General features: G+C 37.8%; 22 protein-coding genes and 1 riboswitch. Of the genes, 1 reads left to right on the top strand and 21 read right to left on the bottom strand.

The genetic code is table 11. The annotated features are described in order from the left end of the window. Positions 1 to 13: 13 nt before the first annotated feature. From BLE01S_RS00870 to BLE01S_RS00860, 3 genes are all read right to left on the bottom strand, one after another. Positions 14 to 595 carry an ABC transporter permease gene (locus tag BLE01S_RS00870; protein WP_274379892.1) on the bottom strand — a complete coding sequence of 194 codons (582 nt, stop codon included), beginning with the start codon at positions 593 to 595 and terminating at the stop codon, positions 14 to 16. Positions 596 to 893: 298 nt separating this feature from the next. Continuing rightward, positions 894 to 1,676 (bottom strand): ABC transporter ATP-binding protein, encoded by a 783-nt coding sequence (locus BLE01S_RS00865; protein WP_066136120.1) that lies wholly within the window; start codon positions 1,674 to 1,676, stop codon positions 894 to 896. A 38-nt stretch (positions 1,677 to 1,714) separates the two neighbouring features. Next, a complete protein-coding gene (locus BLE01S_RS00860; RefSeq protein WP_066136117.1) occupies positions 1,715 to 2,599 on the bottom strand; it encodes a GNAT family N-acetyltransferase in 885 nt (294 codons plus the stop codon). Between the two features lie 251 nt (positions 2,600 to 2,850). Between BLE01S_RS00860 and BLE01S_RS00855 the strand changes: the two genes are divergently transcribed. Further along, positions 2,851 to 3,120 carry a PepSY domain-containing protein gene (locus BLE01S_RS00855; RefSeq protein ID WP_066136114.1) on the top strand — a complete coding sequence of 90 codons (270 nt, stop codon included), beginning with the start codon at positions 2,851 to 2,853 and terminating at the stop codon, positions 3,118 to 3,120. A 96-nt stretch (positions 3,121 to 3,216) separates the two neighbouring features. Here BLE01S_RS00855 and queE read toward each other — a convergent pair whose 3' ends face one another. The 18 genes from queE to BLE01S_RS00765 all read right to left on the bottom strand — a co-directional run bounded on the left by queE (position 3,217) and on the right by BLE01S_RS00765 (position 24,135). Continuing rightward, the gene (gene queE / locus BLE01S_RS00850; RefSeq protein ID WP_066136111.1) at positions 3,217 to 3,945 is read right to left on the bottom strand and encodes a 7-carboxy-7-deazaguanine synthase QueE; all 729 of its coding nucleotides are present in this window, start codon (positions 3,943 to 3,945) and stop codon (positions 3,217 to 3,219) included. Continuing rightward, positions 3,938 to 4,420 (bottom strand): 6-carboxytetrahydropterin synthase QueD, encoded by a 483-nt coding sequence (gene queD, locus BLE01S_RS00845; RefSeq protein ID WP_066136107.1) that lies wholly within the window; start codon positions 4,418 to 4,420, stop codon positions 3,938 to 3,940. Before queD ends, queE begins: the two co-directional genes overlap by 8 nt. Continuing rightward, entirely contained in the window at positions 4,407 to 5,084 is a 678-nt protein-coding gene (queC, locus tag BLE01S_RS00840) for a 7-cyano-7-deazaguanine synthase QueC (RefSeq protein WP_066136103.1), read from the bottom strand. Before queC ends, queD begins: the two co-directional genes overlap by 14 nt. A gap of 84 nt (positions 5,085 to 5,168) precedes the next feature. After that, positions 5,169 to 5,211: riboswitch (PreQ1 riboswitch) on the bottom strand. A 204-nt stretch (positions 5,212 to 5,415) separates the two neighbouring features. Next, complete coding sequence (locus BLE01S_RS00835) at positions 5,416 to 6,591, bottom strand: GNAT family N-acetyltransferase (RefSeq protein WP_066136100.1); 1,176 nt, start codon at positions 6,589 to 6,591, stop codon at positions 5,416 to 5,418. Positions 6,592 to 6,612: 21 nt separating this feature from the next. Then, complete coding sequence (gene brnQ, locus BLE01S_RS00830; protein WP_066136097.1) at positions 6,613 to 7,935, bottom strand: branched-chain amino acid transport system II carrier protein; 1,323 nt, start codon at positions 7,933 to 7,935, stop codon at positions 6,613 to 6,615. A gap of 309 nt (positions 7,936 to 8,244) precedes the next feature. After that, on the bottom strand, positions 8,245 to 9,747 hold the full coding sequence (locus tag BLE01S_RS00825) for an amidase (RefSeq protein WP_066136095.1): 1,503 nt from the start codon (positions 9,745 to 9,747) through the stop codon (positions 8,245 to 8,247). 208 nt (positions 9,748 to 9,955) lie between these two features. Then, positions 9,956 to 11,014: a Gfo/Idh/MocA family protein gene (locus BLE01S_RS00820; RefSeq protein WP_066136092.1), complete on the bottom strand. Its 1,059-nt coding sequence runs from the start codon at positions 11,012 to 11,014 to the stop codon at positions 9,956 to 9,958. Between the two features lie 167 nt (positions 11,015 to 11,181). Then, on the bottom strand, positions 11,182 to 12,561 hold the full coding sequence (locus BLE01S_RS00815; RefSeq protein WP_066136089.1) for an extracellular solute-binding protein: 1,380 nt from the start codon (positions 12,559 to 12,561) through the stop codon (positions 11,182 to 11,184). 67 nt (positions 12,562 to 12,628) lie between these two features. Then, entirely contained in the window at positions 12,629 to 13,528 is a 900-nt protein-coding gene (locus BLE01S_RS00810) for a carbohydrate ABC transporter permease (RefSeq protein ID WP_231955896.1), read from the bottom strand. Positions 13,529 to 13,543: 15 nt separating this feature from the next. Then, positions 13,544 to 14,488, bottom strand: a complete 945-nt coding sequence (locus tag BLE01S_RS00805) for a carbohydrate ABC transporter permease (RefSeq protein WP_066136086.1) — start codon at positions 14,486 to 14,488, stop codon at positions 13,544 to 13,546. A 112-nt stretch (positions 14,489 to 14,600) separates the two neighbouring features. Then, complete coding sequence (locus BLE01S_RS00800; protein WP_066136083.1) at positions 14,601 to 15,575, bottom strand: Gfo/Idh/MocA family protein; 975 nt, start codon at positions 15,573 to 15,575, stop codon at positions 14,601 to 14,603. Positions 15,576 to 15,594: 19 nt separating this feature from the next. After that, on the bottom strand, positions 15,595 to 16,419 hold the full coding sequence (locus BLE01S_RS00795) for a sugar phosphate isomerase/epimerase family protein (protein ID WP_066136076.1): 825 nt from the start codon (positions 16,417 to 16,419) through the stop codon (positions 15,595 to 15,597). An 18-nt stretch (positions 16,420 to 16,437) separates the two neighbouring features. Continuing rightward, positions 16,438 to 17,652 carry an ROK family transcriptional regulator gene (locus BLE01S_RS00790; protein WP_066136075.1) on the bottom strand — a complete coding sequence of 405 codons (1,215 nt, stop codon included), beginning with the start codon at positions 17,650 to 17,652 and terminating at the stop codon, positions 16,438 to 16,440. A gap of 255 nt (positions 17,653 to 17,907) precedes the next feature. Further along, complete coding sequence (locus BLE01S_RS00785; protein WP_066136069.1) at positions 17,908 to 19,074, bottom strand: acetyl-CoA C-acyltransferase; 1,167 nt, start codon at positions 19,072 to 19,074, stop codon at positions 17,908 to 17,910. A 23-nt stretch (positions 19,075 to 19,097) separates the two neighbouring features. Further along, entirely contained in the window at positions 19,098 to 20,426 is a 1,329-nt protein-coding gene (locus BLE01S_RS00780; RefSeq protein WP_082788535.1) for an MFS transporter, read from the bottom strand. A 156-nt stretch (positions 20,427 to 20,582) separates the two neighbouring features. Next, positions 20,583 to 21,008 carry a Zn-ribbon domain-containing OB-fold protein gene (locus tag BLE01S_RS00775; protein WP_066136067.1) on the bottom strand — a complete coding sequence of 142 codons (426 nt, stop codon included), beginning with the start codon at positions 21,006 to 21,008 and terminating at the stop codon, positions 20,583 to 20,585. Beyond that, entirely contained in the window at positions 21,005 to 22,171 is a 1,167-nt protein-coding gene (locus BLE01S_RS00770; RefSeq protein ID WP_066136062.1) for a thiolase family protein, read from the bottom strand. Before BLE01S_RS00770 ends, BLE01S_RS00775 begins: the two co-directional genes overlap by 4 nt. Next, positions 22,171 to 24,135, bottom strand: a complete 1,965-nt coding sequence (locus BLE01S_RS00765; protein ID WP_082788534.1) for an acetoacetate--CoA ligase — start codon at positions 24,133 to 24,135, stop codon at positions 22,171 to 22,173. The genes BLE01S_RS00770 and BLE01S_RS00765 overlap by 1 nt, the downstream gene beginning before the upstream one ends. Between the last annotated feature and the right edge of the window lie 146 nt (positions 24,136 to 24,281).

Raw genomic sequence — 24,281 nt, 5'->3', positions numbered from 1 at the left:
CGCTTACCTCACTTTAACTATTTATTCCTTTTACGGTAAATCGTTTTTGAATATACTTAAGTAGTAAATCAGCCATAATAGCCATAATAGATACTGCCACAGCTCCTACAATCACCATTGTCGAATTAGAACGGCTAATTCCTTGATTGATTAAAACACCTAGGCCTCCAGCTCCAATAAAAGCTGCAATAGCTCCAATTCCAATATTCATAACCGTAGCAAGACGTATTCCAGTCATAATGAGCGGCATTGCAATTGGAATTTCTACCTTTACTAATCGTTGAATAGTTGACATGCCTATGGCTTTAGCAGCATCACGAACATTCGGATTAACGTCTTTAATACCTGTATAGGTGTTTCGAATGATAGGCAGTTGAGAGTAAAGTACAAGTGCAATTAATGCGGGTAAAAATCCTATTCCTTGGCCGATGAGAGATAGAATGGGGATCATCATCCCGAATAAGGCGAGACTCGGAATGGTCATAATAATTGATGCAATGCGAAGGATTGATTCTGCCAAATATTCATTGGTAGTTAGGTAAATACCGAGAGGAACACCAATCAAAATAGCGATAATCGTCGCAATTCCAACCAACTGGATATGCTCCAGAGTGAAATTGAGAATTTCATTATTGTTACGCAAAACATAGTCGATAATTTTACTTATGATGTACACCTCCCTAATTTATATGTTTCATGCAATTGTAAATAAAATACTCCAATCATATCATTTACCTTCCAATAGTCTATGATACCAACGATCGACATTTTTTTCAACATTCGACGTTTACTCCTTCATATAAGAGGGTAGTTAAAACTTCCGTCATTCAAATGTTAAAACCCTCTTAATTAACTAATCAATTAGGAGGGTTTACTTATTATTTTATCTCTAGTTATTTTTTCACAGACAACCATGGACGGTTATCTTCCCAACGAACTTTCACAGGCACCTGAAATGTTTCTGTTAATAACTCAGCATTGACTACTTCATCCTTTGGTCCTTTTGCGACTATTTTTCCTTTATGAAGAAGTAAAACATGTGTAATCTCATGAACAATCTCTTCAATATGGTGCGTGACATAAATTAAGTGTGAGTGATTGCCCACAATCTCTTTCGTTAATACTAGAACTTCCTCACGTGAAAGAATATCTAATCCCGAGCATGGTTCATCTAGTATTAGTATCTTTGGATCACTCATTAGCGCTCTAGCAATTAACGCTCTTCTTTTTTCTCCTTGTGACAATAACTGATAAGATTTTCCCTTCAAATAACCTAAACGAAAACTATTTATTAAAGAGTCAGCCTTATCCCAATCAGCATCCGACACTTTTTCATACAAACCAAAGGAAGCAAACTTACCACTTACAATAATTTCTTCTATCGTTTCATGTTGTGTAATATGAGAAAAACGATCTAAAGAACTGCTCACATAACCAATTTCCTTACGTAATTCTGGCAAGTTCGTTTTACCGAATTCATTGCCAAGCACCGTAACATCACCACTTGTCGGAAAATGATAGCCTGTCATAATATTAAGTATAGATGTTTTTCCAGAACCATTTAAACCAAGGATCGCCCAATGCTCATTTTGGTGTATGTCCCAATTAATCTCCGTTAAAATTTCTTGGCCCTCTCTTCTCCATGAAACATCCTTAAATGAAAGAACTTTTTCCATTTTATCCACCTCATTTGCATTTCTGATATGTAGTAAAATCATGTATGTGATGTTAAAGGAAATAATACTTCAACATTAAAAGGGTACTTAGACCTTACGAATAAAGTATCATCTTCCCAAAAAGCTGTCGTTGTCGTTACTTTATATTTTATAAGCTCAGGGATGAAATGAAATTCAATACGATTATCTTGATTAGAAACCATCTTTTCTACTATATCATCTAAGTTAATTGCATGTTGACTGATAATATCATATATATTCAGTACACCATGCTCCCGATCAGCTAACACTAATACATCACCATCAGCAAAAAAATAACGCTCCAAATAATCGCAATATGGATCCAAGGTTGATGCTGAAAGTGGCCATTTATCATTCACAACACCAAGCATATTTGATACTGGTTTTCTATTCTCCATTAATCTTGAGATAATTTTTCGATCATTTGGTCGATTAGGATTTAATATACTTGCCTTAGCTACCTGATTTACTACCTCTTTTGCATCCAACGCATAATGCTTCTCGGCTATCCTTTTAAAACCAAACTTAGGATAAAACTGCAAAACCTTATCATTGGCAAATAAATAGAGGAAATCATACTGATCTTCATATTCAGCAATCACATGTTCCATTAAAAGCTTGGATAAACCTTTGTTACGAAATCTTTTATCTGTCATCACTGTTCCGATTTGAACAGCTTTTTTCGGCTGGTGATTAATAATTAAATCTAAAAAACTCACAGATACATTCGCAATAATTTTACCATCCAATAAAAATGAATGTGGAATATACCGATTATTAAAAAAACCAGCTTCGTACCAGGGCTCAAAATCCAAGTTAAATACGTCTATGGATAACTGATTAAAACTTTTTCGATAGACGTCATTATGTAAGTAATGACTTATCAACTTTACATTCTTCATCCCGTCACCTTAAGTAAATAGTAAGATTACATTCATCATTTTCCAATAATAAGATCGCATGTCCCATCACTTTTCTCCTTTATAAAGTTTGTTCCTTTCATTATAGCGGAAATCTTTGTTATAGGGCATAGTTCTATCATTACAACATAATATTTTACCACCCATTCATTGCGTTTATGATCGGGGACATTTTATAGGCCCTTGAATATGATGATAATTGACTTTGAATTTTATAAAAAGGAGAATGCTTGATGCATCGAAATCATTGGTACAATCAAAATCAATATTGGCATAACCCAGGATATTACCAACAACCAATCAACTGGCAACGAAGGGTAACAATCCAGGAAGCAATGGATATTGCAGTAGAACGAGTGCCGGGACAAATAGTTAAAGTAGAATTGGATACTAAAATGGGCACTTTAATCTATGAAGTCGACATTGTCACAGCACAGGGCGTTAAGTATGAAGTAGAGGTTGATGTGAATACAGGCGGAATATTAAGTGTAGAGCTTGATTAAATTGATTTTATACTAAATTACAAATAAAAAGCTTTTTAGTAAAAAAGGATTGATCAGTTTATACACTTTGATCAATCCCTATCCTTTATTCTCCTGCTATACGCCTCGCTTATTTCCCCATATATATGTATGTAATTGTGGAAGTGCCTTTACTTGATTCATTTCAGGATCCGCTATCACTTTATTAATCAACCATTCATATTTTTCTAGTAAAGCAGAAATGAGCTTGGCATGATCAATTGTGCTTGAATCATCATTTCCCACTTGTAAAAAGAAAGGAATGTTAGGGTAACGTTGATGCACTTGTTTAGCATATTGAAAATCTTGATCATCGAAAACAACTACTTTTAAGCTGGTATTTTGAGATGTTGATTGCTGTTCTAGCTTCTCGATAATTGTATCTAATATATCAAAGTCAGTAATCATTTTTGAACTCGGTGGTTTTGGGGAAATCGTCAATTCATCGATATCAAGGAACCAATCCTGCCACCTGCTTCCCTGTGTTTCCAAACCAGTTTTAATATTATTCTGTTTCAACAACTGAACCAAATATGCTAAATTTTTTAATAAAGCAGGATTACCTCCAGAAATTGTAACAAAGGAAAAACCGTCTCCACCAATCGATTTTAATTCTTCCCAAATGGTCTTCGCATCCATTTGTTTTATCATATCTTTGCCACTACCATCCCAAGTAAAAGCAGAATCACACCAAGCACATGAATAATCACAACCTGCTGTTCGTACAAACATCGTCTTCTGGCCAATGACCATGCCTTCTCCTTGGATTGTTGGACCGAATATCTCCATAACAGGAATTTTACTCAATTTCCATCCACTCCCGTCTTGCTTCCGCATAGCTTGTTGGCGTTTCGTATAAGCGGACAAATTCTACCTCTAGGCCACTATACTGCTTTTGTCTCTTCTCTTCTTGTAATGCGGCAACCATCTTCTCATATATCCAAACAACGATATTTTCAGCTGTTGTATTCATTGGTGGTAATGATTCATTCAAATATTTATGATCAAGATGGACCTCAATTTCTGATTTCCAAATGTTTTTTATGTCTCCAAAATCAATAACCAGACCATGATGATCTACATATCCACTGATTCCAAAAATCACTTTATACGTATGTCCATGGAGGTTCTTACATTTGCCCTCATAGCAATGCAAATGATGTGCAGAATCAAACGTAAACTCCTTGCTCACAAGCACTCTTTTTGAATGATATTTTAATTGATCACGCTTGATATCTTTATCGATTTTCTGTAGTTTATCAACAATTTTAAAGCCATACATCGTTGTCCATCTCCTTCCGATGTTTCAAATAATCGTCAAGCCCTCTTTTTCTTAGCTTACAAGCAGGACACTCACCACAGCCATCAGCAATTATACCGTTATAACATGTTAATGTATTTTCTCTAATAAACTCAAAAGCCTCCAATTGATCTGCCAGTTCCCATGTCTCTTCCTTATTCAACCACATTAATGGTGTGTGAATGGTAAAATCTTTTTCCATCGACAAATTCAACGTAACATTAAGTGACTTCATAAACATATCTGTGCAATCTGGATAACCACTAAAGTCAGTTTCACTCACACCTGTAATGAGGTGTTTAGCTTTAATTTGATGTGCCAACACACCTGCAAATGACATAAATAATAAATTTCTTCCTGGCACAAATGTGGAAGGTAAATCACCATTTTCTCCATCTTCCACATCAATTTCATCCCGCGTTAATGCATTCGGAGCTAATTGATGTAGTAAACTCATATCGAGAATATGGTGCTTTACTCCAAGTTCTTCCGTAATTTTTTTCGCACAGGTGATTTCTGATTGATGTCTTTGATTGTAATCAAATGTCACCGCTTCAACCTCTGCAAATCGCTCCAATGCCCAGAACAAACAAGTCGTACTATCCTGACCTCCACTAAACACGACTACAGCTTTATCTTTTTTCATCATTACACCAGTCCTTTTATGATAATTACATACCTTATTCGAGAGCTAAACAAAAAAAACAGCACCTAAGAAAACGGTACTGTTTTTTCCTTAGTTTTTTATAGAGGGTAGCTAGAACCTCTTTATTCTTTTATTTTTTATCTTATCATATTATAAGCCATTCTATCGAATCAATTTTATAATAGACAAACTCAGATGGAAATCCGAACAAAGCTGATTTCCGTTCCAATCAATGAAGTTAAAGCCTTCTATTCACGAATGAATAAGTTCTCTTTCGCGTAAATTCTCGGATTTTTGGTCAGATTAAGCAATGTTGAAATGAACGCTATCATCAAAAAAAGTCGATAAGATATGTTTGCTTACCTGGAATCAATTTTTCAAATTGTTCAATCTCTGCTATATCACCGCTAAGTAAACCAAGTTCATATAATGATAATGGGCGCTTGTAGCCTAATAACATCGCTGTTAACGATTGAATACTACAACGGATTCCCCGATCCTCTTGCATTTCGGCTAGCTTACAAACATTCATAATACCATTTTCCGCTTTTAACTCGTAAATCCCTTCATTTTCAGGTAGGAATTCATCTTCAACTCGAAAAATGATAGATTCAGACTTAGTTGCTTCTTTCATTTGATATGGATATTTTTTTAGAAAGGCAAGAGCATCTACAATTCGAGCCATGCAATACGGGACATTCTTTTGTTCAAATCTTGGTTCATCTAATAAAAAAGGCAATGGATCATTTTCCGGCACTGTAATTGTTACTTTTTCCGCCATTGAATCATGGTTTGCGATAAACTGATATAATAACTTCCATTCATTCGAAGAATTGGAAACCATTTCCTTCACCGTCATGATCTGGTCTTTCACATCATAAATAATATAACCACCTGGCTCACCGGCCTCATTATAAGCAACTGCTATTTGAGACGGATCCTTTAATACACGTCGTTCCCACCAATTGTCATCACGGCCGAGCATCCCATTATATATTTTAGCATAATCAGTGTATATGGCATGGAGCAATGGGATGTCCGCTTCGATACGTCTGATGAATCCATTACCAGCCCAATCTCTATTTAAGTGATTAATAGGAATGGTGTAATATCGATTCGTAAACGCTAATTCCCAACCGAATTTTCGATAAAAAGCCACAGAAAAAGGATGAAGATAAGAAACGGTTTGACCAACTTCTCTCATATGCTGAAGGGCCTGCTGCATCAGCGCTCTTATACTTCCTTGACGCCGATATTCCGGCCAAGTGGCAACAGAACAAATTCCCCCGACATCAAATGTCTTACCATTTATGTAGCAAGTGAAAGGAAAAATATGCAATTTCGCAGCCAACTTCCCTTCGATCTTATGTCCAAAAACAGTTTGTTTCCTAAACTCCTCGATTTTCTTTTCTTGCTCTTCTTCTGAAAGTCTATATTGAAACGCAAACTGAGATAATGCTACTGCTTCCTTATAGTCAGCCTCTCCCAATCTTTTCAACTCTTTCATAAAATGACCCTCCTATTTCATCTATATTTTCTTTAGCTTATGAATGAAAATACCAATAACAGCACCAACAATTGCTGGAATAAGCCAACCAATTCCTTGTGCGTAAAGTGGTAAGAAAGAAAGTAGTTTATCAATTGCTGAAATATTTATGTCCGCTGCTTTCAACCCATCAAAGATACTGACGATAGCAGTCCCAATTAATGCAAGTGAATAAACAATCGGAGCACGATCGAATGTATGATCAATAAAGGACATTAACATCAATACAATTGCTAGTGGGTATATAATCAGCAGAACAGGGATGGAGATCTCTATTAATCTTGTAAGTCCAACATTTGCGACAAATGCACTAAATGCTGAAAAGGCAAAAACAAATATCTTATAAGGCATCTTAGGCATGAGCTTTTTAAAATACTGGGAACATGCCGAAACGAGGCCAATAGACGTCGTCAAGCAGGCAAATATAATCGTGAGAGCGAGTATCATTGTTCCAGACTGTCCATACAGTATTTTTGAGGCAAGCGCTAAGATTGCACCTCCGTTTTCCTGTACACCGACTGCTTCCATACTTGTTGCTCCGATATAACCTAAGGAAATGTAAACAAGTGAAAGAGCAGCTGCAGCAATGATGCCAGCAATAACAGTTGCCTTAACGAGTGGTTTACTATCCCGCACACCCTCGTTGTGTAATGCATTAATTACAACAATACCGAATGCAAGTGCTGCAATGACATCCATCGTTAAATACCCTTGTACGAAACTTTCAAAAAAGGCTCCATTCTCATACGAACCAAGCGGTGCCCCTATGGATCCCATTGGTGTAATAAAGCTTTTTAAAGCCAATAAACCAATGACCACTAGTAAAATCGGTGTCAATATCTTTCCAACTCGATCCACAAGTTTCGTTGGATTTAATGCAAATAGTACGGTAATAACAAAGAATATAATCGTGAATAAGCCTAAAGTCCATCCAGTATTCTGTAATGTTTCTGGCAAAAATGGAACAATGCCGATTTCATAAGAAACAGTTGCCGTACGAGGTATTCCAAAAAATGGACCAATAGATAGATAAACGATCATTGTAAAAATGGCACCGAAAAGGGGATGCACTCGACTAGCAATCAACTCAAAATCACTGCCAGATTTGGCGATAGCAATAACCGCTAATAGCGGAAGACCTACACCGGTAATAAGAAAACCAATCATCGAAATGACAATTTTCTCTCCCGCCATCTGGCCAAGTTCAGGAGGGAAAATAATATTTCCCGCGCCCAAAAATAATGCGAACAACATCAGTCCGACTGTAATATTTTTCTTAATAGATAGTTTCTGTGAATGATTCATTATGAAGACTCCTACAATTAATTTTTACAAGCATGCCTTCCATTATAAACATATTCACAGGAGAATTATTGCATTATAGCGAAAAGTCATGACAATTTAGTTTCTTTTTACTACGAAAAAGGATCGGAGCTAAGCTGAACGAATATAAAGTAAATTTAAATTATGGTAATACTTCATTGATCATCCATTTATAAAATTTAGCACCGATTACTCCGCCTTAATTTTGTTTGAATATGTCCCTAGCAATCTATTACCCATGCTCCGGTTGAGAGATTCAACTCAAGTTTTTTTATTTAAAATACTATTATTTTAAACTTGTAACAATGGATTACCTTTCATCCCTATCCATAAATGACTTTGCTCAAGTTGAGAAGCAAGCTGCAACAGACGTCTTTCTTCTCCTTTTGATGCCATTACTTGAACACCTAATGGAAGACCATCTTTCGTAAGATGCACTGGAACAGAGATTGCAGGCTGACCCGTTAAATTGGCAAGCTGAGTAAACGGAGTATACGTTAAACTTGGTAAAAACATATCCCATATTACTGCTTGTTGTTGCTCACTTTCCAGCGCAATACTCATTTGCTCCCGCAAGCTCTCTTGCTTCTCTCTAGAAAAAGTAAGTTCACCAATTTTTGGAGCGCTGAAAGCTGTTGTAGGTGTAATATAAAAATCATATGTATGATGAAATGCAGCCATTTGTGCAGCTGCCGTATCCCATGATGCTAGACTTGCTGAAAATTTGGCAGCTGATACCGATTTCCCAGCCTCATTGAGCAGCCAAGTCTCAATTTCCACATCATCCGCAGTAATAGATCTTCCTATTGCTCGTTCTAATTGTTCAATTAAAGAAGAGATTTCTCCGCTATTCATAAGGAAATAGTCCTTCATTAATTGAATTCCATCTACTCCGTTTTCTTGTTCCTCAACAATATGCCCCTCTTTTTCTAACCATTCAACTGTTTTCTCGACAGCTAATTGTGCCTCTTGAGACACTGGTGTTCCAACAGGAGATTTTGTTGTAAAAGCAATTTTTAAAGGCTTTTGGAACGGTTCATTTATCATTTTTATCGAACTACCTGAAAGTAATGGTGTCTGAAACGCCGCCTCCGGTTGAATGACTTGAAGATGATCAAGCATAGCAGCACTATCACGAACACTTCGACTGAGCACAAAGTCGATGGAAGCTCCTTGCCACTGGCGTCCCACTCCTGGACCAACCGGTGTGCGTCCCCTTGTAGGTTTAAGGCCAAATAAACCCGAAAAAGATGCTGGGATACGAATCGATCCCCCACCATCACTCGCACCTGCCATCGGAACAATACCTGAGGTAATTGCGGCAGCTGTCCCACCACTTGAGCCACCTGGTGAATATTCGCTATTCCATGGATTTCTCGTTGGGCCATATAGTTCTGGCTCCGTAATATTTTTCAACCCAAATTCAGGTGTATTCGTATGTCCTAAAAATAAAAATCCAGCCTCCCGAATTTTCTGAACAAAGTGAGAATCATGATCTGATACCACCGATTGCATTAATCCAGAACCTGAAGTAATTGGCTCATCTTTCAATGATTGCGATATATTTTTCAATAAAATAGGAACTCCGGCAAATGGACTATCCACATTATTCGATTGCTTTGCCTCCTTTAATACTTTCTCTTTTCGAGTATGGGTAACTGCATTTAATGTTGGATTTACTTTTTCTAATTGCTCGAAGCTTAATTCAAGTAACTCGACCGGCTGTATTTCTTTCTTATGAATTAATTCAGCCATGTCAGTAGCATCTAACTGCAAATATGTATGGAGATCCATTTCTACACCTCATTTAATCGTATTTCTATAACTATATCATTGAATGGGAGACCAACCAAGATAGTAACCTTTTACAATACAGTCTGAGTTAATTCTCGAATAAGCTTCCAGGTAATTTTTATATATATTGTATTTCTATAAAATTCTTTCTCACTAAGAATTGAAAAATCCCTTGAAAAGTAGTGAACCTTTCAAAGGATTTTATCATTTAAAAATATATTTCTTTCGCCTCTTCTGCTGATTCATAAATCCCACAAAGTATTTTTGTCATTTCCACACCATCTTGTACAGGGCTTAATGTTTCTTTCTCACCAAGGCAAACATTAATAAAATGATCAATTTCAGCTTGGAATCCTTTTACAAAGTCAAATGTAGCACTATCCACTTGTGGTTCCACATTGAGTATCGTATCATGTTTTTCTGTGATAATAGCAAGCTCTGGTTCTACTTCAGCACCACCTTTTGTACCATATAATTTTACAGCTATTTCATCTTTTTTCGCATGAAGAGTGAAACTCACATCTACTAGCATAGATGCTCCATTTTCAAAACGAATCATCGCATTTGCCATATCTTCTACCGTGTTTTTATCAGGATCATAATCCGCTGCTTGATAGAATGATAAATTTTTAATGTTTTTTCGATTACCTAGCTGCGAATATGTATTTCCACTAATAGATTTGACCTTAGGGCATCCCATCAAATACCAGAGAACATCGATAACATGTACTCCAATATCAATTAGCGGTCCACCGCCAGACCTTTCCTTATCGGAAAACCACCCGCCTGGATTGCCTAAGCGCCGAATGCATGTAGCTTTTGCAAAGTATATTTCCCCTAGTTCATCTTTTTCAATAAACTGTTTAAGTATTTGCGTGTTAGAAGCATATCTTCTAACAAATCCAACTTGCAATGTCTTTCCACTTTTTTTCACTGCTTCTTCTATTTCCAAAGCTTTTTTTACACTCGTAGTAAGTGGCTTTTCCACCAATACGTTTTTCCCTCTATTCAGCGCTTCGATGGCAATGTCGGCATGTGAGTTATTCCATGTACAAATACTAACTGCATCAATTTCCGCATTATTCATAAGTTCTTTATAGTCGACATACACTTTTTGTGCGCCATATTTTTCTGCCTTATCTTTTGCTCTTTGCTCATTTAAATCACAAATTGCATATATTTCTACTTTTTCATTATGTGCATATGATTGTAAGTGCGATGCCGATATCGATCCCGCCCCAATCACACCTATTTTTAATTTACTCATGAGTGAACCCCTTTCCATTATTAGACTATTAATATTGTTATTATCTTAAACACTGACCAGGCCTGCGCAATGTAGACCTTGGCCAGCTTTTCATTACTAAAGTAAATTATGACTTTATTAGGGTTACTGAGATAAGATAGTAAAACACGATAACGTTATTGTTTGGCTTATTGACTTGCAGACCATTTTTCCGCACGTTTTTGTAAATCATCTAAGAACTTTTGAATGTCTGGAGCTTTGTCATTAGCGGCATTACTTATGAATCCGTTCACAGCTGGAGCAATCTCACTTCCGAAAAACGGATTTGCTTCATCCATCAAAACAGAAGCTGTAATATCTGCTATTTCCATCGCTGTTTTTACATACTTGTCTTCGTCTCCAACAAAATCAGCATTGACTAAAGTAGGTGTTGATTTGAAATTATCGTAATTCCATTTTTGTGTTTCATATCCTGTCAAAAACTTCATCACTTCCCAAGCAGCATCGGCATCTTTGGCTTTTTCAGCCATAACAAATGGATCCATTGCTACCCAACCTTCGCCATTAGGTCCTAGGTTTAATACTGATTCAAAACGATCCAATAACTCTTTATCATCATTAGCAGCATATTCTCCCATTGTTGCACCGCCAGCATGGTCAAGGGCTATCGCAATATTATTTGAATCCAATCCAAAGTTTTCTGCTCCTTGAGCGTTTAAGAACTCAGTTGGAGGATATTTTGATGCTTCCTTTAGCCACTCCATTACTTTTACCATCTCAGGAGTATTTAACTTCCACTCAATATTCTTAAGATCAGCCAATGAACCAACCGCCCCTTCAGCTCCAAAAGCATGTGTTAGAGCAACAAAAGTAGAAATATTAAGGTTATTCCCGTTAAACCATAAACCATAATTTTTTTCTCCAGTAACAGGATTTTCCCCTGTCATTTTTGCAGCTTTTTCTAAAATTTCTTCTGGAGTAGGTTTTTCGGATAATGGCTCAACTCCCCATTCCTCGAACATTTTTTTATCATATATTGTAATACGTTTCCCTAGAACAGCCGGTAGACCAAAACGAGTTTCACCATCAAATGATACTGTGCTGTACGAGTTTTCCCAAATGCCACTCAAATATATACTTGGATCAAAGTTATCATCATCCTCTATGAATCCATCAATACTTTTTAATAACCCTTGTTCCATCCATTGAGAAGCAAATGCTCCTCCTGTATACAAAATGTCGACATCACCTGATTGTAGCATTGCACTTTGTTTCGCTTGCGCATTCTCCCAAGGTACTTGGTAAACTTCTAGTTTAATATTTGGGTATCGTGGATAAAATTCATTATCTAAGAATTCATTTAATCCAATCGTATTTATACCAGTAATTGGATCAATTCCATTCTCAAGCTCCCAACCTGCTAATGAAACACGGACGGTTCCTTTCATATCTGAAACTACTTCAATATCACTCTTTTTCTCCCCTTTTCCACCTGAACTAGACGAGCACGCAGCCAATGACATCATAACCATTAAAGCTACCATAAAAATTGAAATACTTTTCTTCATTGTTATTCCCCCCGTTTAGTATTTTCATAGGTCATACAGACACGAAACGTATGATTCACCTCCTTCATTATTGTTTGATGCCTGATAATGCAATGCTTTCAACAATGTAACGTTGAAGGAATAAATATAAAGTGATAACTGGAATCAAACTAACGGTTGTTGCGGCCATAATAATAGATGGTAATGGTGTAGTTTTATTGTAAGTAAACATCGCCAGTCCAAGTTGAATTGTATACTTATCTGGTGTTTTAAGTGCCAATAAAGGCCATAATAGATCATTCCATACAGCTAAAAATTGCAAAATAACCATGGTCGCGATAATTGGAACACATAATGGAAAATAAATTTTAAAGAATACTTTAAATTCTCCAGCCCCATCAATAATAGCTGCTTCTCGAAGACTTGAAGGGATTTGATCAATAAAAGATTTTGCTAAAAATGTACCAAATGCATAATTGAGTGCCGGTAGGAAAAATGCCCAATAAGTATCTAATAGGTGAATTTTAGAAAATAACAAGTATTGTGGAATCATTGTCATCTCGAATGGAATCATCATTGTACTTAATGCTAAAACAAGTACAATCATTGACCCTTTAAATTTAAGTTTTGAAATGGCATACCCCGAAAGAAGCGCAGACATTAAACTGACTGCAATGACGCCTATTGAAATAATTAATGAATTAAACATATACCGCAACATTGGAATATTTGTAAAAGCAGCTTCATATGTCTTTGTCGTCATTTCTTTTGGCCAAAATCTAGGAGGAAATGGAATATTCAATCTTGCAGCCCAATCAAAGCTCGTTAATACCATCCATACAAAAGGAACAATCATAATAACTGAGCCTAGAATAAGAAAGGTCGTAAGCGTATAGCTTCCAATTAGTTTCGATTTCTTAAAAGATTTATACTCCCCTGAGTTTGAATTCTTTATGTTTGCATTAGTCATACTAATATCCTTACTCAAATTCCTCACCCCTTATCAGTCAAAATTATTCTTTCTGTTTGACGCTAACATGATGACCGTTAGTACGAGAATCACAATGAACAAAATATATGAAGCCGCGGTTGCTACGCCCATTTGATTGGATAAAAATGCATTACGATAAATATACAGAACGACGGTCATTAATGAACCAGCTGGGTTCCCTGCAGTACCACCAATTAACCAAACATCGGTAAACCGCTTCATTGCGCCAATCGTACTTATAATAACCATGAATAATAGAATGGGTTTCAAATATGGAACAGTAATATATAACCATTTTTTCATCCAGTTTGCTCCGTCGACTTCTGCTGCTTCATAAAGATCTCGTGGGACACTGGATAAGGCCGCGATGAAAATAATCGTATTATAGCCGAGCATTCCCCATAATGTCATTAATACAATACTAAATCTCGAAACACTTGGATTTGTAAACCATCCTACAGGCTCAATACCAACCCAGCCTAATACATAGTTTAAAATCCCTTCACTCCCCGGATTAAAAAGAAATTGGAATAGAATACTCGTAGCTACCAGGGATACAACGTTTGGCAAGAAATACACACCTTTAAAGAAATTACGCCACTTAAGCCAAGGTACATTATGAATTAAGGTTGCAAGTATGAAAGATAAAGATACACCCAAAATAACAGATAAAACTCCCATGTAAGCCGTGTTATATAAAGACTTCCAAAACATAGTATCTGTCAGCACGTACTTATAATTAGCAAGCCCTGTCCATTCCCCTCCAAATGAGGAAGCTGACTTTTTGAAGCTTAGTATTAAAGCTCCTACCATTGGATAAATAGCAAATACCAAAACGCCAATAACTAATGGAGCCGAAAATGCATATCCAGCCAAATCCTGTTGGGTGAAGAATTTTTTTCTATTAGGCTTCAATGCAATATTTTTCCCAGTAGAATATTCCGCTTTATTTGACATATACTCATCCCTTTAAGATCATATTTAGGAATAAAAATACCTAGCCATATAGATTAACCTCTATTCGTTAGCGCGCTTTCTTGGATCGACTCTTATGGAAACTTGATCATTTTCAGACAAATTCCTTCATATGGACAATTTCCTCTTCCTGATTGGATCGTTTTGCAGCCAATGTCACAGCCAACGTTTTTAAACCATCTTCATATGATGCTAGAATTAAATCTTGGTTATTCGTTTTGATCGCTTTAATAAAGTTTCTATCTTGCTCTTCATAAAAATCAACTTTTGATTGATAAGTAATTGTTTTATCTTTTTCAATAATAGAAAGGGCAGTACCGTTTAACTCCATACGAAAATCTCTACCTAATATTTCTACTCCCATTCGATGATCATGCTGTATAAACGAACTATCTAAATGACCTACCGCTCCAGATTCGAAAGTCACATTTACAGAAGTAACATCCGGTATATCTATATTTTCAATATCCTCCATTACTTGAAGGGACATATTTGCACTTACTTTTTCAATATCACCTGCTAAATAACGCATTGTATCAAGTATATGAGTAGATTGTTCTACTAACTGTCCTCCTGATTTATCCTCCATTCTGTACCATGGTGTTTCAACAAAACTTGTAATATAATGTCCGCGCACCATAGCAATCTTTTTATCATTTAAATAATCCTTTGCCTTTTGGACTGTATCTAAGTAACGAAGACAATACCCCGAAGCATTTATAACACCAGAATTACGGATGATCTCCGCTTTTTTCTTTGCCTTTTCAAGATCTAGTTCTATTGGTTTCTCAACCATGATATGAATGCCTTTTTCAACTGCCTGCTCCTCCATATCTCCATGGGCAAAAGGAGGAATACTGACAAATAGTGCATCCAATTCCTCTTTATCTAGCATTTCTTGATAATCTGTATACACTGCTGCTTGGAATGTAGCACCTTGCCTTTTAGCATTTTCTTCCGATATGTCACAAACGGCAACAATTTCAGCATCTTCCATATTTTGAACGTTTTTCAAATGAGCAGTTGCAATGCCACCTACACCTAGAAATCCTACTTTTACTTTTTCCATCATTAGCTCCCCTTTAAAATCATTTTGTATTTATAATCAAATCAATATGTCGAGCAGTATCATCTGCTAACGTATAAGGACAAAGTGCATAAGGTGTAAGTTCGGCAGTTAATGTATCTTCGTACCCTATTTTCTCTAGTGCGTGTCTTACTTCTTTCCAATCCACATCCCCTGCAAGTAACGGTACAAATCCACTTCCATTTCCGATGCTCGTGCTAAAGTCTTTCACATGAACTTTTAAAATTCTATCCCCTAGAATCTGTATCCACTGCTCCGGATAACCGAATTGCAAAACATTTCCTACATCAAAGTAAGCGCCTACATTTCGTGATTCGAATTCATCGATATAGTTGGCCATCTCAAGTGGAGAAAGCAAAAATTTATTCCACACATTCTCAATGCCGATTTTCACGTTTAAACTCTCTGCGAGAGGAAGTATCTGTTTGATACTCTCTTGACTCCTTTTATAGCAAACATCATAAGACACTTCTTTCGAAACTGCTCCTGGTACGACTAAAATTGTATCCATTCCTATCCAGCTTGCAATTTCGAGCATTCTTTCGACCACATGTATTCCTTGCTTTCGTATATTTTCATCGGGCGAACAAAGCGGTGTTTCCCAAAGCAGTGAAGTAGATAAACTTCGAAGTTGTATTTGATTGTCTGATGCAAGGGAAGCAATTTTTTCTGCTTCTGTTTTTGTTGTTTCTAATGTTAATCCTTCTCCACCTTTTTGATAGAGATTAAGTTCTACAACATCAAAACCAGCAGCTTTACTATATTCAAATACCTTCTCAATGGAAGTATTTTCCGGATAACACCATTGATTTATACCTTTTAACATATGACTTCCCCCTCATACTTATTTACTTAATGTAAAATGAAACAATTCATGAAGAAGTAATGAAGCTGATCCAATCACCTCAAAGTCACTCCCAAATGAACTCGGTACTATTTTCAGCCCTTTTGTATGCGCTTCTAAAGCGTGGTTTGAAATATGTTCATACACCATATTAATTAATAACGGATTTTCAAAGGCTAATTCCCCTCCAACTATAATTATTTCTGGGTTGAATAAATTAATCAGATTTACTATACCAGTTGCCAAATACTTTGATAGCGCTTTCAATATGGATAGTGATAAAGGATCCTCTTTTGTGATTGCCTGGCGAAATAATTCTGGGGTTAACCTACTTGGATCCCCGCCTGTTAACTCTGAGAGTATTGTGTATTCTCCATTTTCCATGGCTTCTAAAACATTCGAGTGAACAGCACTCCAACTTACAAATCCTTCTAAACAACCAACATTACCACAACTACAAGTAGCACCATTATGATCAATCGTTGTGTGGCCAAATTCCCCCGCTCCACCATGAAAGCCGCGAAAGATTGAATCATTTACTAATATACTTGCGCCTACACCATTACCAACTTTAACGTAAATTACATTTTTCGACTGTTGATACTTCCCAAACCCTTTTTCAGCTAGGAGATTGCCATTTGTATCATTATCAATATAAGTAGGTATATTAAATGTTTTCTCTATCATCCTTTTGAGATGCAGATTTTTTATTTTCAATTTTGGATTATAAAGAATAATGCCGTTTACGGAATCTACTATTCCTTGTGTTGTTATGGAGATACCAAGACATTGATCCAAATCTTTACACTTTCGACTGAACTTGTCTATCATATCTAAGGTAAAATTACTAAGTTCAAAATCGGGAATTTGCTGAATATAGTAAACTTCTTTCATTCGTACTTCAGCGTTTAAATTAAGTTCAGCTATTGTAATCTTAGAAGCGTCTATTGCAATTCCAATTAAAAAGCGATTATTTGGATTTAATTGGACGAGTATAGGCTTCCTTCCACCATTTGACGTTCCCAAGCCATTTTCATATACTAATAAATCATCAATTAACTCACTGACAGCAGATGTCACAGTAGTTGGACTAATATTGATCGTTTTCGCAATTTCCGCGCGAGAAATTGGTCCCTTTTTTCTGATTAAATCTAAAACAATGGATTTGTTTAACTCTTTAATAAGACTTAAATCTCCTGTTCTTCTCAATATCATCTCATTCCATTCAAATTTACTAGAAAGAAGTTTCTTTCTCCATTGCCTTTACTAAGTTTAAAATATCATACCTTTTTTAAAAGTTCAATAACTTTTTAGATTATTTTTAACCTTCCGATGATTCGATTATACTTAACATCTTAATATATTGGTGAATATATTAAGGTTATTCGCTATATTCTTCCAAAAGATAAACTTCATCAAAAAAAATGCTCAGACAATTAAACTTTGTCCAAGCACTTTATATCTCCCTTATTATTCTACTTCAATCAATACAGCTGCACCTTGGCCTCCGCCGCCACATAAGGATGCAATACCTCTGCCTCCACCACGGCGTTTAAGTTCGTGTGCGAGTGTTAATAAAGTGCGGAATCCACTGGCAGCTAAAGGGTGGCCAATGGCGATTGCTCCACCATTTACATTCACTATATCTGCTGGCAACCCTAACTCTCGTTGACTTGCAATCACGACACTTGCAAAGGCTTCATTGATTTCAAATAAATCAATATCGGATAATCGTAATTGTGTCCGTTCTAACAAGGACTTAATCGCATTTGCTGGTTGCAGATGTAATGTTGGATCAGGTCCCGCCACAAAAGCCCAATCAATTATCGTAGCAAGTGGAGCTTTACCTGTCTTTTCACATACTGCTAAGTTGGAAATTAAACCGGCGCTGGCTCCATCTGACATCTGACTTGCATTTCCTGCTGTGATCGTGCCATCTTTTTCAAATGCAGGTTTAAGCGTTTGTAGTTTTTCTCTTGTCGTTTGTGGTCTTATGCACGCATCTGCTGTAATAAGTTGATCAGCTACTTTCACACCGATGATCTCTTCCTTAAATATTCCTTCCGCTTGTGCTTTCGCTGCCCTTTGTTGAGACAATAGTGCATAATCGTCTTGATCTTGACGGTTAATATGTAGTTTACGATTCGCCTCCTCTGATACTCCACCCATCGATTGATCAGACAATGCACACCACAAACCATCGTTTAATGTATCCTTAAATTCCACAGAACCCATTTTAACTTCTTCGCGCAAATTTGAAACGTGCGGAGCATTCGTCATGGATTCGAATCCTCCAACAACAAATAATCCCCCTTCGTCTCTTTCAATTCGTCGAGCAGCATCAGCGACAGTGGCTAAACTAGCAAGACAAACATTATTTAAAGTAATCGCTGGCGAATGAATATCGATTCCAGCTTTTACGGCAACTTGCCTTGCTGGATTCTGACCTTGACCAGCTTGGATTACTTGGGCAAGAATTACACCATCAGCTTGTGCTGTTTCAGGATAACGTTGAACAAGCTCCGAAACAGCACTTACCCCTAACTCTACAGCTGACTTTGTTTGGAATGCCCCTTTAAATCTGCCAATTGGTGTACGAACCCCATCCAATAACACAGCTTTTTTCAATGAAATCATCCCCAACTCTCATAATTTAAAAGTTAATCGGACAATGAGTCACGATATGTTTCCCGTGCATATAGAGTAGCAATAATACTAAGTATCCCAAGTGCGATTAAATAGATGGCAATTGGCAAATACTGACCATCATATTTTGCTAATAAGGCAGTAGCGATAATTGGCGAGAAGCCACCTGCTAGAATCGCTCCTATTTGATAACCGATCGATGCACCACTCAAACGAGTTTTTGTGCTAAATAGTTCGGAGTAATATACAGCCTGCGGCCCGTATACAGCATCATGCAACACATTCAAACCAATGACAATTCCAATGGTGATTAAGATAACTGAACCCGAATCCATCAACCAGAAAAAAGGTAAAACGAATAGAGTAGAAGCAACCGTTCCAAACAGATACACTGGTTTTCGTCCAATCTTATCAGATAGATATGACCAAAGTGGCATCGTTGCTAAGCCGATCACTGAGGAAATCATGACTGCATTTAATCCCACAGAACGATCAAAGTTATGTGTTGTTACAAGATAAGTTAGTACAAATACGGAATAAATATAAAACACAGCATTTTGCAATAATTTCATGCCTATCGTTAGAAATAATGGTTTTTTCTGTTCGCGTAGCACTTTAACGACAGGTCGCTTTTCTTGTTCATTTTTTTCGGCTACTTCTAAGAACACTGGTGATTCACTTACTTTTAGACGAATATAGAGACCGATCAAAACTAGTACGATGCTTAATAGAAACGGGATCCTCCAGCCCCAAGTAAGAAAAGCTTCATTTGACATACTATTTGAGACGATCGAGAAAACAGCGGTCGATAAAAGCAGCCCAGCCGGAACACCCATTTGAGGAAAGCTTCCATATAATCCCCGTTTTCCTTTCGGTGCATGTTCAACAGCCATTACTACTGCCGAACCCCATTCCCCTCCAATAGCAAATCCTTGTACTACACGCAAGAGGCTAATTAATAATGGCGCTAATAAGCCAACTGACTGATATGTCGGAAGTACCCCCATTAAAAACGTGGCAATTCCCATAAGCAAGAGAGAAATCGTCAATACCTTTTTTCGCCCTAGCTTATCCCCATAATGTCCGAATACCATACTTCCGAGTGGACGTGCGATAAAACCCGCTGCATATGAACCAAAAGCAGCAAGCGTACCATATAGTGGATCAAAGTTCGGAAAAAACAATGCTGGGAAAACAAGTGCAGCTGCTGTTCCATAAAGATAGAAGTCGTACCATTCTATCGTTGTTCCAATAAAACTAGCGAGTGCTACTTTGCGATGCTCTTTGGAAAACCCTTTGCCCTTTGTGTTTAAATCTTCTTCTATTAATTGACTCTGTCCCAAATAAATTCCCTCCCTATGTTGCTAAATCTCATTCAACTATTTTCTTTTAGGATAAATTTCTTTCACTCGGAGGAAACTTTTGATTCAACTCCTGATCAAACGACAAGCGTTATGAAATTCCATCTACTAATCTTGTATTCAATCAATTTACCTTTTTTAGTAGTTAGACGATCTTTTGAAAAAAGGTAACCATACAGTATTACACTTTGTAAAACTCACTTCTAACGGCAATCCAATATGTAAGTCTCTCTTCGGATCAAGCAATAAATGGCTCATCATCGTTGGACCTTCATCTAATTCAACAATCCCGAGTACATATGGGGCCACCTCGCTCCAAGCTGGATGACCTGGCTTATGTACAACTCCCCATGTTTTTAAGCGACCTTTTCCAGATGCAGGGATCCATTCTAACTGATCACTCCAACAATGCGGGCATATCGTCCTCGGGTAAAACACCCACTCGTGACAATCTATACATTTTTGCAAAATAAATTCCTTCTGTGCCACAGCATCCCAGAATGGTTTAGAAACCGAGGTAATAGTTGGTCCTGGAACGTTTAGTTTTTCATAATTTTCAATCATGATTCCACCCCCAAAACTAATGCTGCCGCCTCACTCAATGTGGCGCCATTCCCAGTAACGAGTGAGAGTCGCGCATTCGAAATCTGTCTTGACTGTGCTTCGTGTCTTAGCTGGCGCACTGCCTCAATGATGTGTGACATCCCGCCAGCAAGATCTGCCTGCCCACATCCTAGCTGTCCCCCATGTGTGTTAAGCGGCCAGTCCCCATCGTGACCAAAAGAATGATCTTTCATCCATGCTCCAAACTGACCTGGAGCACATATCCCGGTATTTTCCAATGTAATGCCGACGACACTTGTATAACAATCATATAAGGACAGTAAATCCATATCTTGTACACTTACATTGGCTTGGGCAAACGCAGCTGAAATTGCATATTCTAACGGTGCTGATGCAAGTGCTGGCGAGTGACTAACGGCACGGTGTGTGATCTTTTCCCCCGCTCCAAGCAAATATACCGGTGGGTGACCTCCACTTGGCAAATTATCTTTGGAAGTAACAATGAATGCAGCGCCACCAGCTACCGGCATCACGATTTCATATAAATGCATCGGATCAATAATAAAAGGCGAATCGAGTACTTCCTCCACCGAAAGTGGCTTACCATAAAAGATCGCATTTGGGTTAAGTTGGGCATTCTTTCGCGCCCAATGCGCAATAAGTGCAAATTGTTCTTGAGTAGACCCGTATTCCGCCATATGACGCTGTTTAAGTAGAGCATAGGATGTATTTGCCCCTGAAGCGCCAAATGGCACATCAAATTCGCGTATCGGGTTACGATTAGGGGATCGCGGATTTCCACTTCTTTCATTCGTATTTGCTAGCACACATACGACCGTCTCACACATACCTGCTTCAATGGCCGCTGCAGCCCGCCATAACATTCCCGCACCAGATGCTCCGCCAAGGTCAACTACATTGGACATTTTTGGCTGAAGACCAAGATATTCAGCTACTGTTGCTGGTACATGCTGAGGAGTTTCACCTACTTGCGGACCAACTAACAATCCATCAATTGCATCTTTATCGATACCAGCATCTTGTACTGCTAGTCGTACTGACTCTGCAATCATTCCTAAAGTCGTAGCACCATCTGTATAACGTACTGGGGCAAGTTCTCCAATACCGATGATGGCGCATGTCGGAACTCGACGTTTGATCATTATAAATAACTCCTTTCAGATAAGCTGTTATAATCCTGTAGGCATTCCGGATTATTAAGCGATCCTTTATTTTTGATCGTTTGACCTAATATCGCTGATCGAGCAGCACCCTCCACCTTCTTACCGTTGATTGTGTAAGGAACCTCTTTCACACAGTAAATACGACGCGGTACATGTCGTGGAGAAGCTTTTTTGCGTACATTTTTACGTATAGAATCTGCTAAAATATCATCTAGCTTCCCATCTTTTGTGACGATGCAAAGCACGATTTCTTCATCACCATCATTTGGCAGGCCAAACACTAATGAATCTTCTATCTCTGGGATTTGTTCAACGACACGGTAGATTTCAGCAGTACCAATACGAACACCACCCGGATTAAGCGTTGTATCTGCTCGCCCATAGATGATTAGTGAATGTTCAGCAGTCTGTTCTGCTAAATCCCCATGTGTCCAAATTCCTGGACGGTCAGCGAAATAGGCAAATTCGTATCTCGTATCTCCGTCTACTCCCCAAAATGTGAGCGGCATACTTGGGAACGGCTTTGTGCATACTAAATCACCTTTTTGATTGTGAACCGAGATGCCATTTTCATCGAGAATATCGACAGCCATACCAAGGGCCTTGCAAGTAATTTCACCACGTCGAACGGGGTGCACTGGCGAACCCATTACGAAACAACCAATTATTTCAGTTCCACCAGAAATCGATGCTAACATAATGTCTTTCTTGATATGGTCATATACCCAATCATACTGTTCCGCTGATAGCGGAGCGCCACAAGAAAGAACGCTGCGCAAATGTGGCAAATTATGCTCCTGACCAATCGAATAACTCGCCTTTTGCAAAGTTTCTAAATACTTTGGACTTGTTCCGAAATGTGTTACGCCCACTTTTTCAGCAATTTCCCATAGAATACCGATATGATCCTTACGTAATGGTGATCCATCATATAGTAATATCGCAGCTCCACTCGCAAGCCCTGATACTAACCACGGATACATCATCCATGCCGTATTCGTGTACCAATACATTACATCTCCGGGTTTTACATCACAGTGTAATTGGTGTTCATTCAAATGCTTAATTAATGTACCGCCAACAGAATGTACTATTGCCTTAGGTAAACCAGTAGTTCCGGATGTATAAAGAATATACAGAGGATGATCAAACGGAACTCTCGTATACTCTGGAACTGTTGGTCCTTCTTGGCACAATTCTTCCCAGCTTAGTACCTTATTTGCATGTTTAATCGACCCATCCACTTCTTCCGTTAAAGTAACAATAGCAGAAACACCTTCAAGCACCTTACACACAGCTTTGATGTTTTCTCGGATGTCAAAAAACTTTCCATTATATTGATAGTCAAGCGAAACAATCAGTACCTTTGGTTTCACTTGACCGATACGATCGACAATCCCTTGTGATCCGAAATCAGGAGAACAAGAGGTCCAAACAGCACCCAATGAAGTTGTCGCTAATAGCGCTACTAACGCTTCAAGCCCATTTGTTACTACCCCTGCGACCCGATCCCCACTACTTACCCCAAGACTTTTCAAACCTTCTTGTGCCCGAGCTACCTTACCGCGTAAGTCCCCCCAAGTATAAGAACGAGAAATACCATCTTCACCAGCAACAATTACCGCCACGCTGCCTTCTTCACCGCTCAATAGATTTTCTGCAAAATTCAAACTTGCATCCGGAAACCATTTAGCGCCTAGCATGCCACCATCAGCTGGCGGAAGAAGCACTCTCTCCCCTTTTTCGCCAATAATATTTGCAAAGTCCCATAATGCTGACCAAAATTCTTCTGGTTGCTCAACTGACCAACCGTGAAAATGTTCATACGGTAAGAGTGGAAATTCTACTTGCTTTGAAAATTCTGTTAGATTCGAATTTAAAATCCACTCTTCACTCGGCTTCCATAATATATTTGATTTCAATAAGCTCTCTTCTTTTATCAAAATCTTTCCTCCTCATTTCAAAGGTAAGTCCAACTACAAGTACCCCGTCGTTTCTCCCAGTTCTATGATTAATAAATGTATTTCCATGCTCTTACTCAGATTAATATTTTGATATATCACGCTTGCCATGTATTCAACCTGTAAAC

The organism is Lederbergia lenta NBRC 16444 (genome assembly GCF_001591545.1).
Classification (GTDB): Bacteria; Bacillota; Bacilli; order Bacillales; family Bacillaceae_C; genus Lederbergia; species Lederbergia lenta.
Note: the sequence above shows the minus strand (reverse complement) of the source record. Positions and strands in the feature narration are given on the sequence as shown.

Coding starts and splice junctions, on each gene's coding strand:
- queD (WP_066136107.1), bottom strand. CDS start 4,420: ATGTATGGCTTTAAAATTGTTGATAAACTACAGAAAATCGATAAAGAT.
- BLE01S_RS00800 (WP_066136083.1), bottom strand. CDS start 15,575: ATGGAAAAAGTAAAAGTAGGATTTCTAGGTGTAGGTGGCATTGCAACT.
- BLE01S_RS00805 (WP_066136086.1), bottom strand. CDS start 14,488: ATGTCAAATAAAGCGGAATATTCTACTGGGAAAAATATTGCATTGAAG.
- BLE01S_RS00855 (WP_066136114.1), top strand. CDS start 2,851: ATGCATCGAAATCATTGGTACAATCAAAATCAATATTGGCATAACCCA.
- BLE01S_RS00835 (WP_066136100.1), bottom strand. CDS start 6,591: ATGAAAGAGTTGAAAAGATTGGGAGAGGCTGACTATAAGGAAGCAGTA.
- queC (WP_066136103.1), bottom strand. CDS start 5,084: ATGAAAAAAGATAAAGCTGTAGTCGTGTTTAGTGGAGGTCAGGATAGT.
- BLE01S_RS00785 (WP_066136069.1), bottom strand. CDS start 19,074: ATGATTTCATTGAAAAAAGCTGTGTTATTGGATGGGGTTCGTACACCA.
- BLE01S_RS00865 (WP_066136120.1), bottom strand. CDS start 1,676: ATGGAAAAAGTTCTTTCATTTAAGGATGTTTCATGGAGAAGAGAGGGC.
- BLE01S_RS00790 (WP_066136075.1), bottom strand. CDS start 17,652: ATGATATTGAGAAGAACAGGAGATTTAAGTCTTATTAAAGAGTTAAAC.
- BLE01S_RS00820 (WP_066136092.1), bottom strand. CDS start 11,014: ATGAGTAAATTAAAAATAGGTGTGATTGGGGCGGGATCGATATCGGCA.
- BLE01S_RS00825 (WP_066136095.1), bottom strand. CDS start 9,747: ATGGATCTCCATACATATTTGCAGTTAGATGCTACTGACATGGCTGAA.
- BLE01S_RS00775 (WP_066136067.1), bottom strand. CDS start 21,008: ATGATTGAAAATTATGAAAAACTAAACGTTCCAGGACCAACTATTACC.
- BLE01S_RS00860 (WP_066136117.1), bottom strand. CDS start 2,599: ATGAAGAATGTAAAGTTGATAAGTCATTACTTACATAATGACGTCTAT.
- BLE01S_RS00795 (WP_066136076.1), bottom strand. CDS start 16,419: ATGTTAAAAGGTATAAATCAATGGTGTTATCCGGAAAATACTTCCATT.
- BLE01S_RS00770 (WP_066136062.1), bottom strand. CDS start 22,171: ATGATCAAACGTCGAGTTCCGACATGCGCCATCATCGGTATTGGAGAA.
- BLE01S_RS00815 (WP_066136089.1), bottom strand. CDS start 12,561: ATGAAGAAAAGTATTTCAATTTTTATGGTAGCTTTAATGGTTATGATG.
- brnQ (WP_066136097.1), bottom strand. CDS start 7,935: ATGAATCATTCACAGAAACTATCTATTAAGAAAAATATTACAGTCGGA.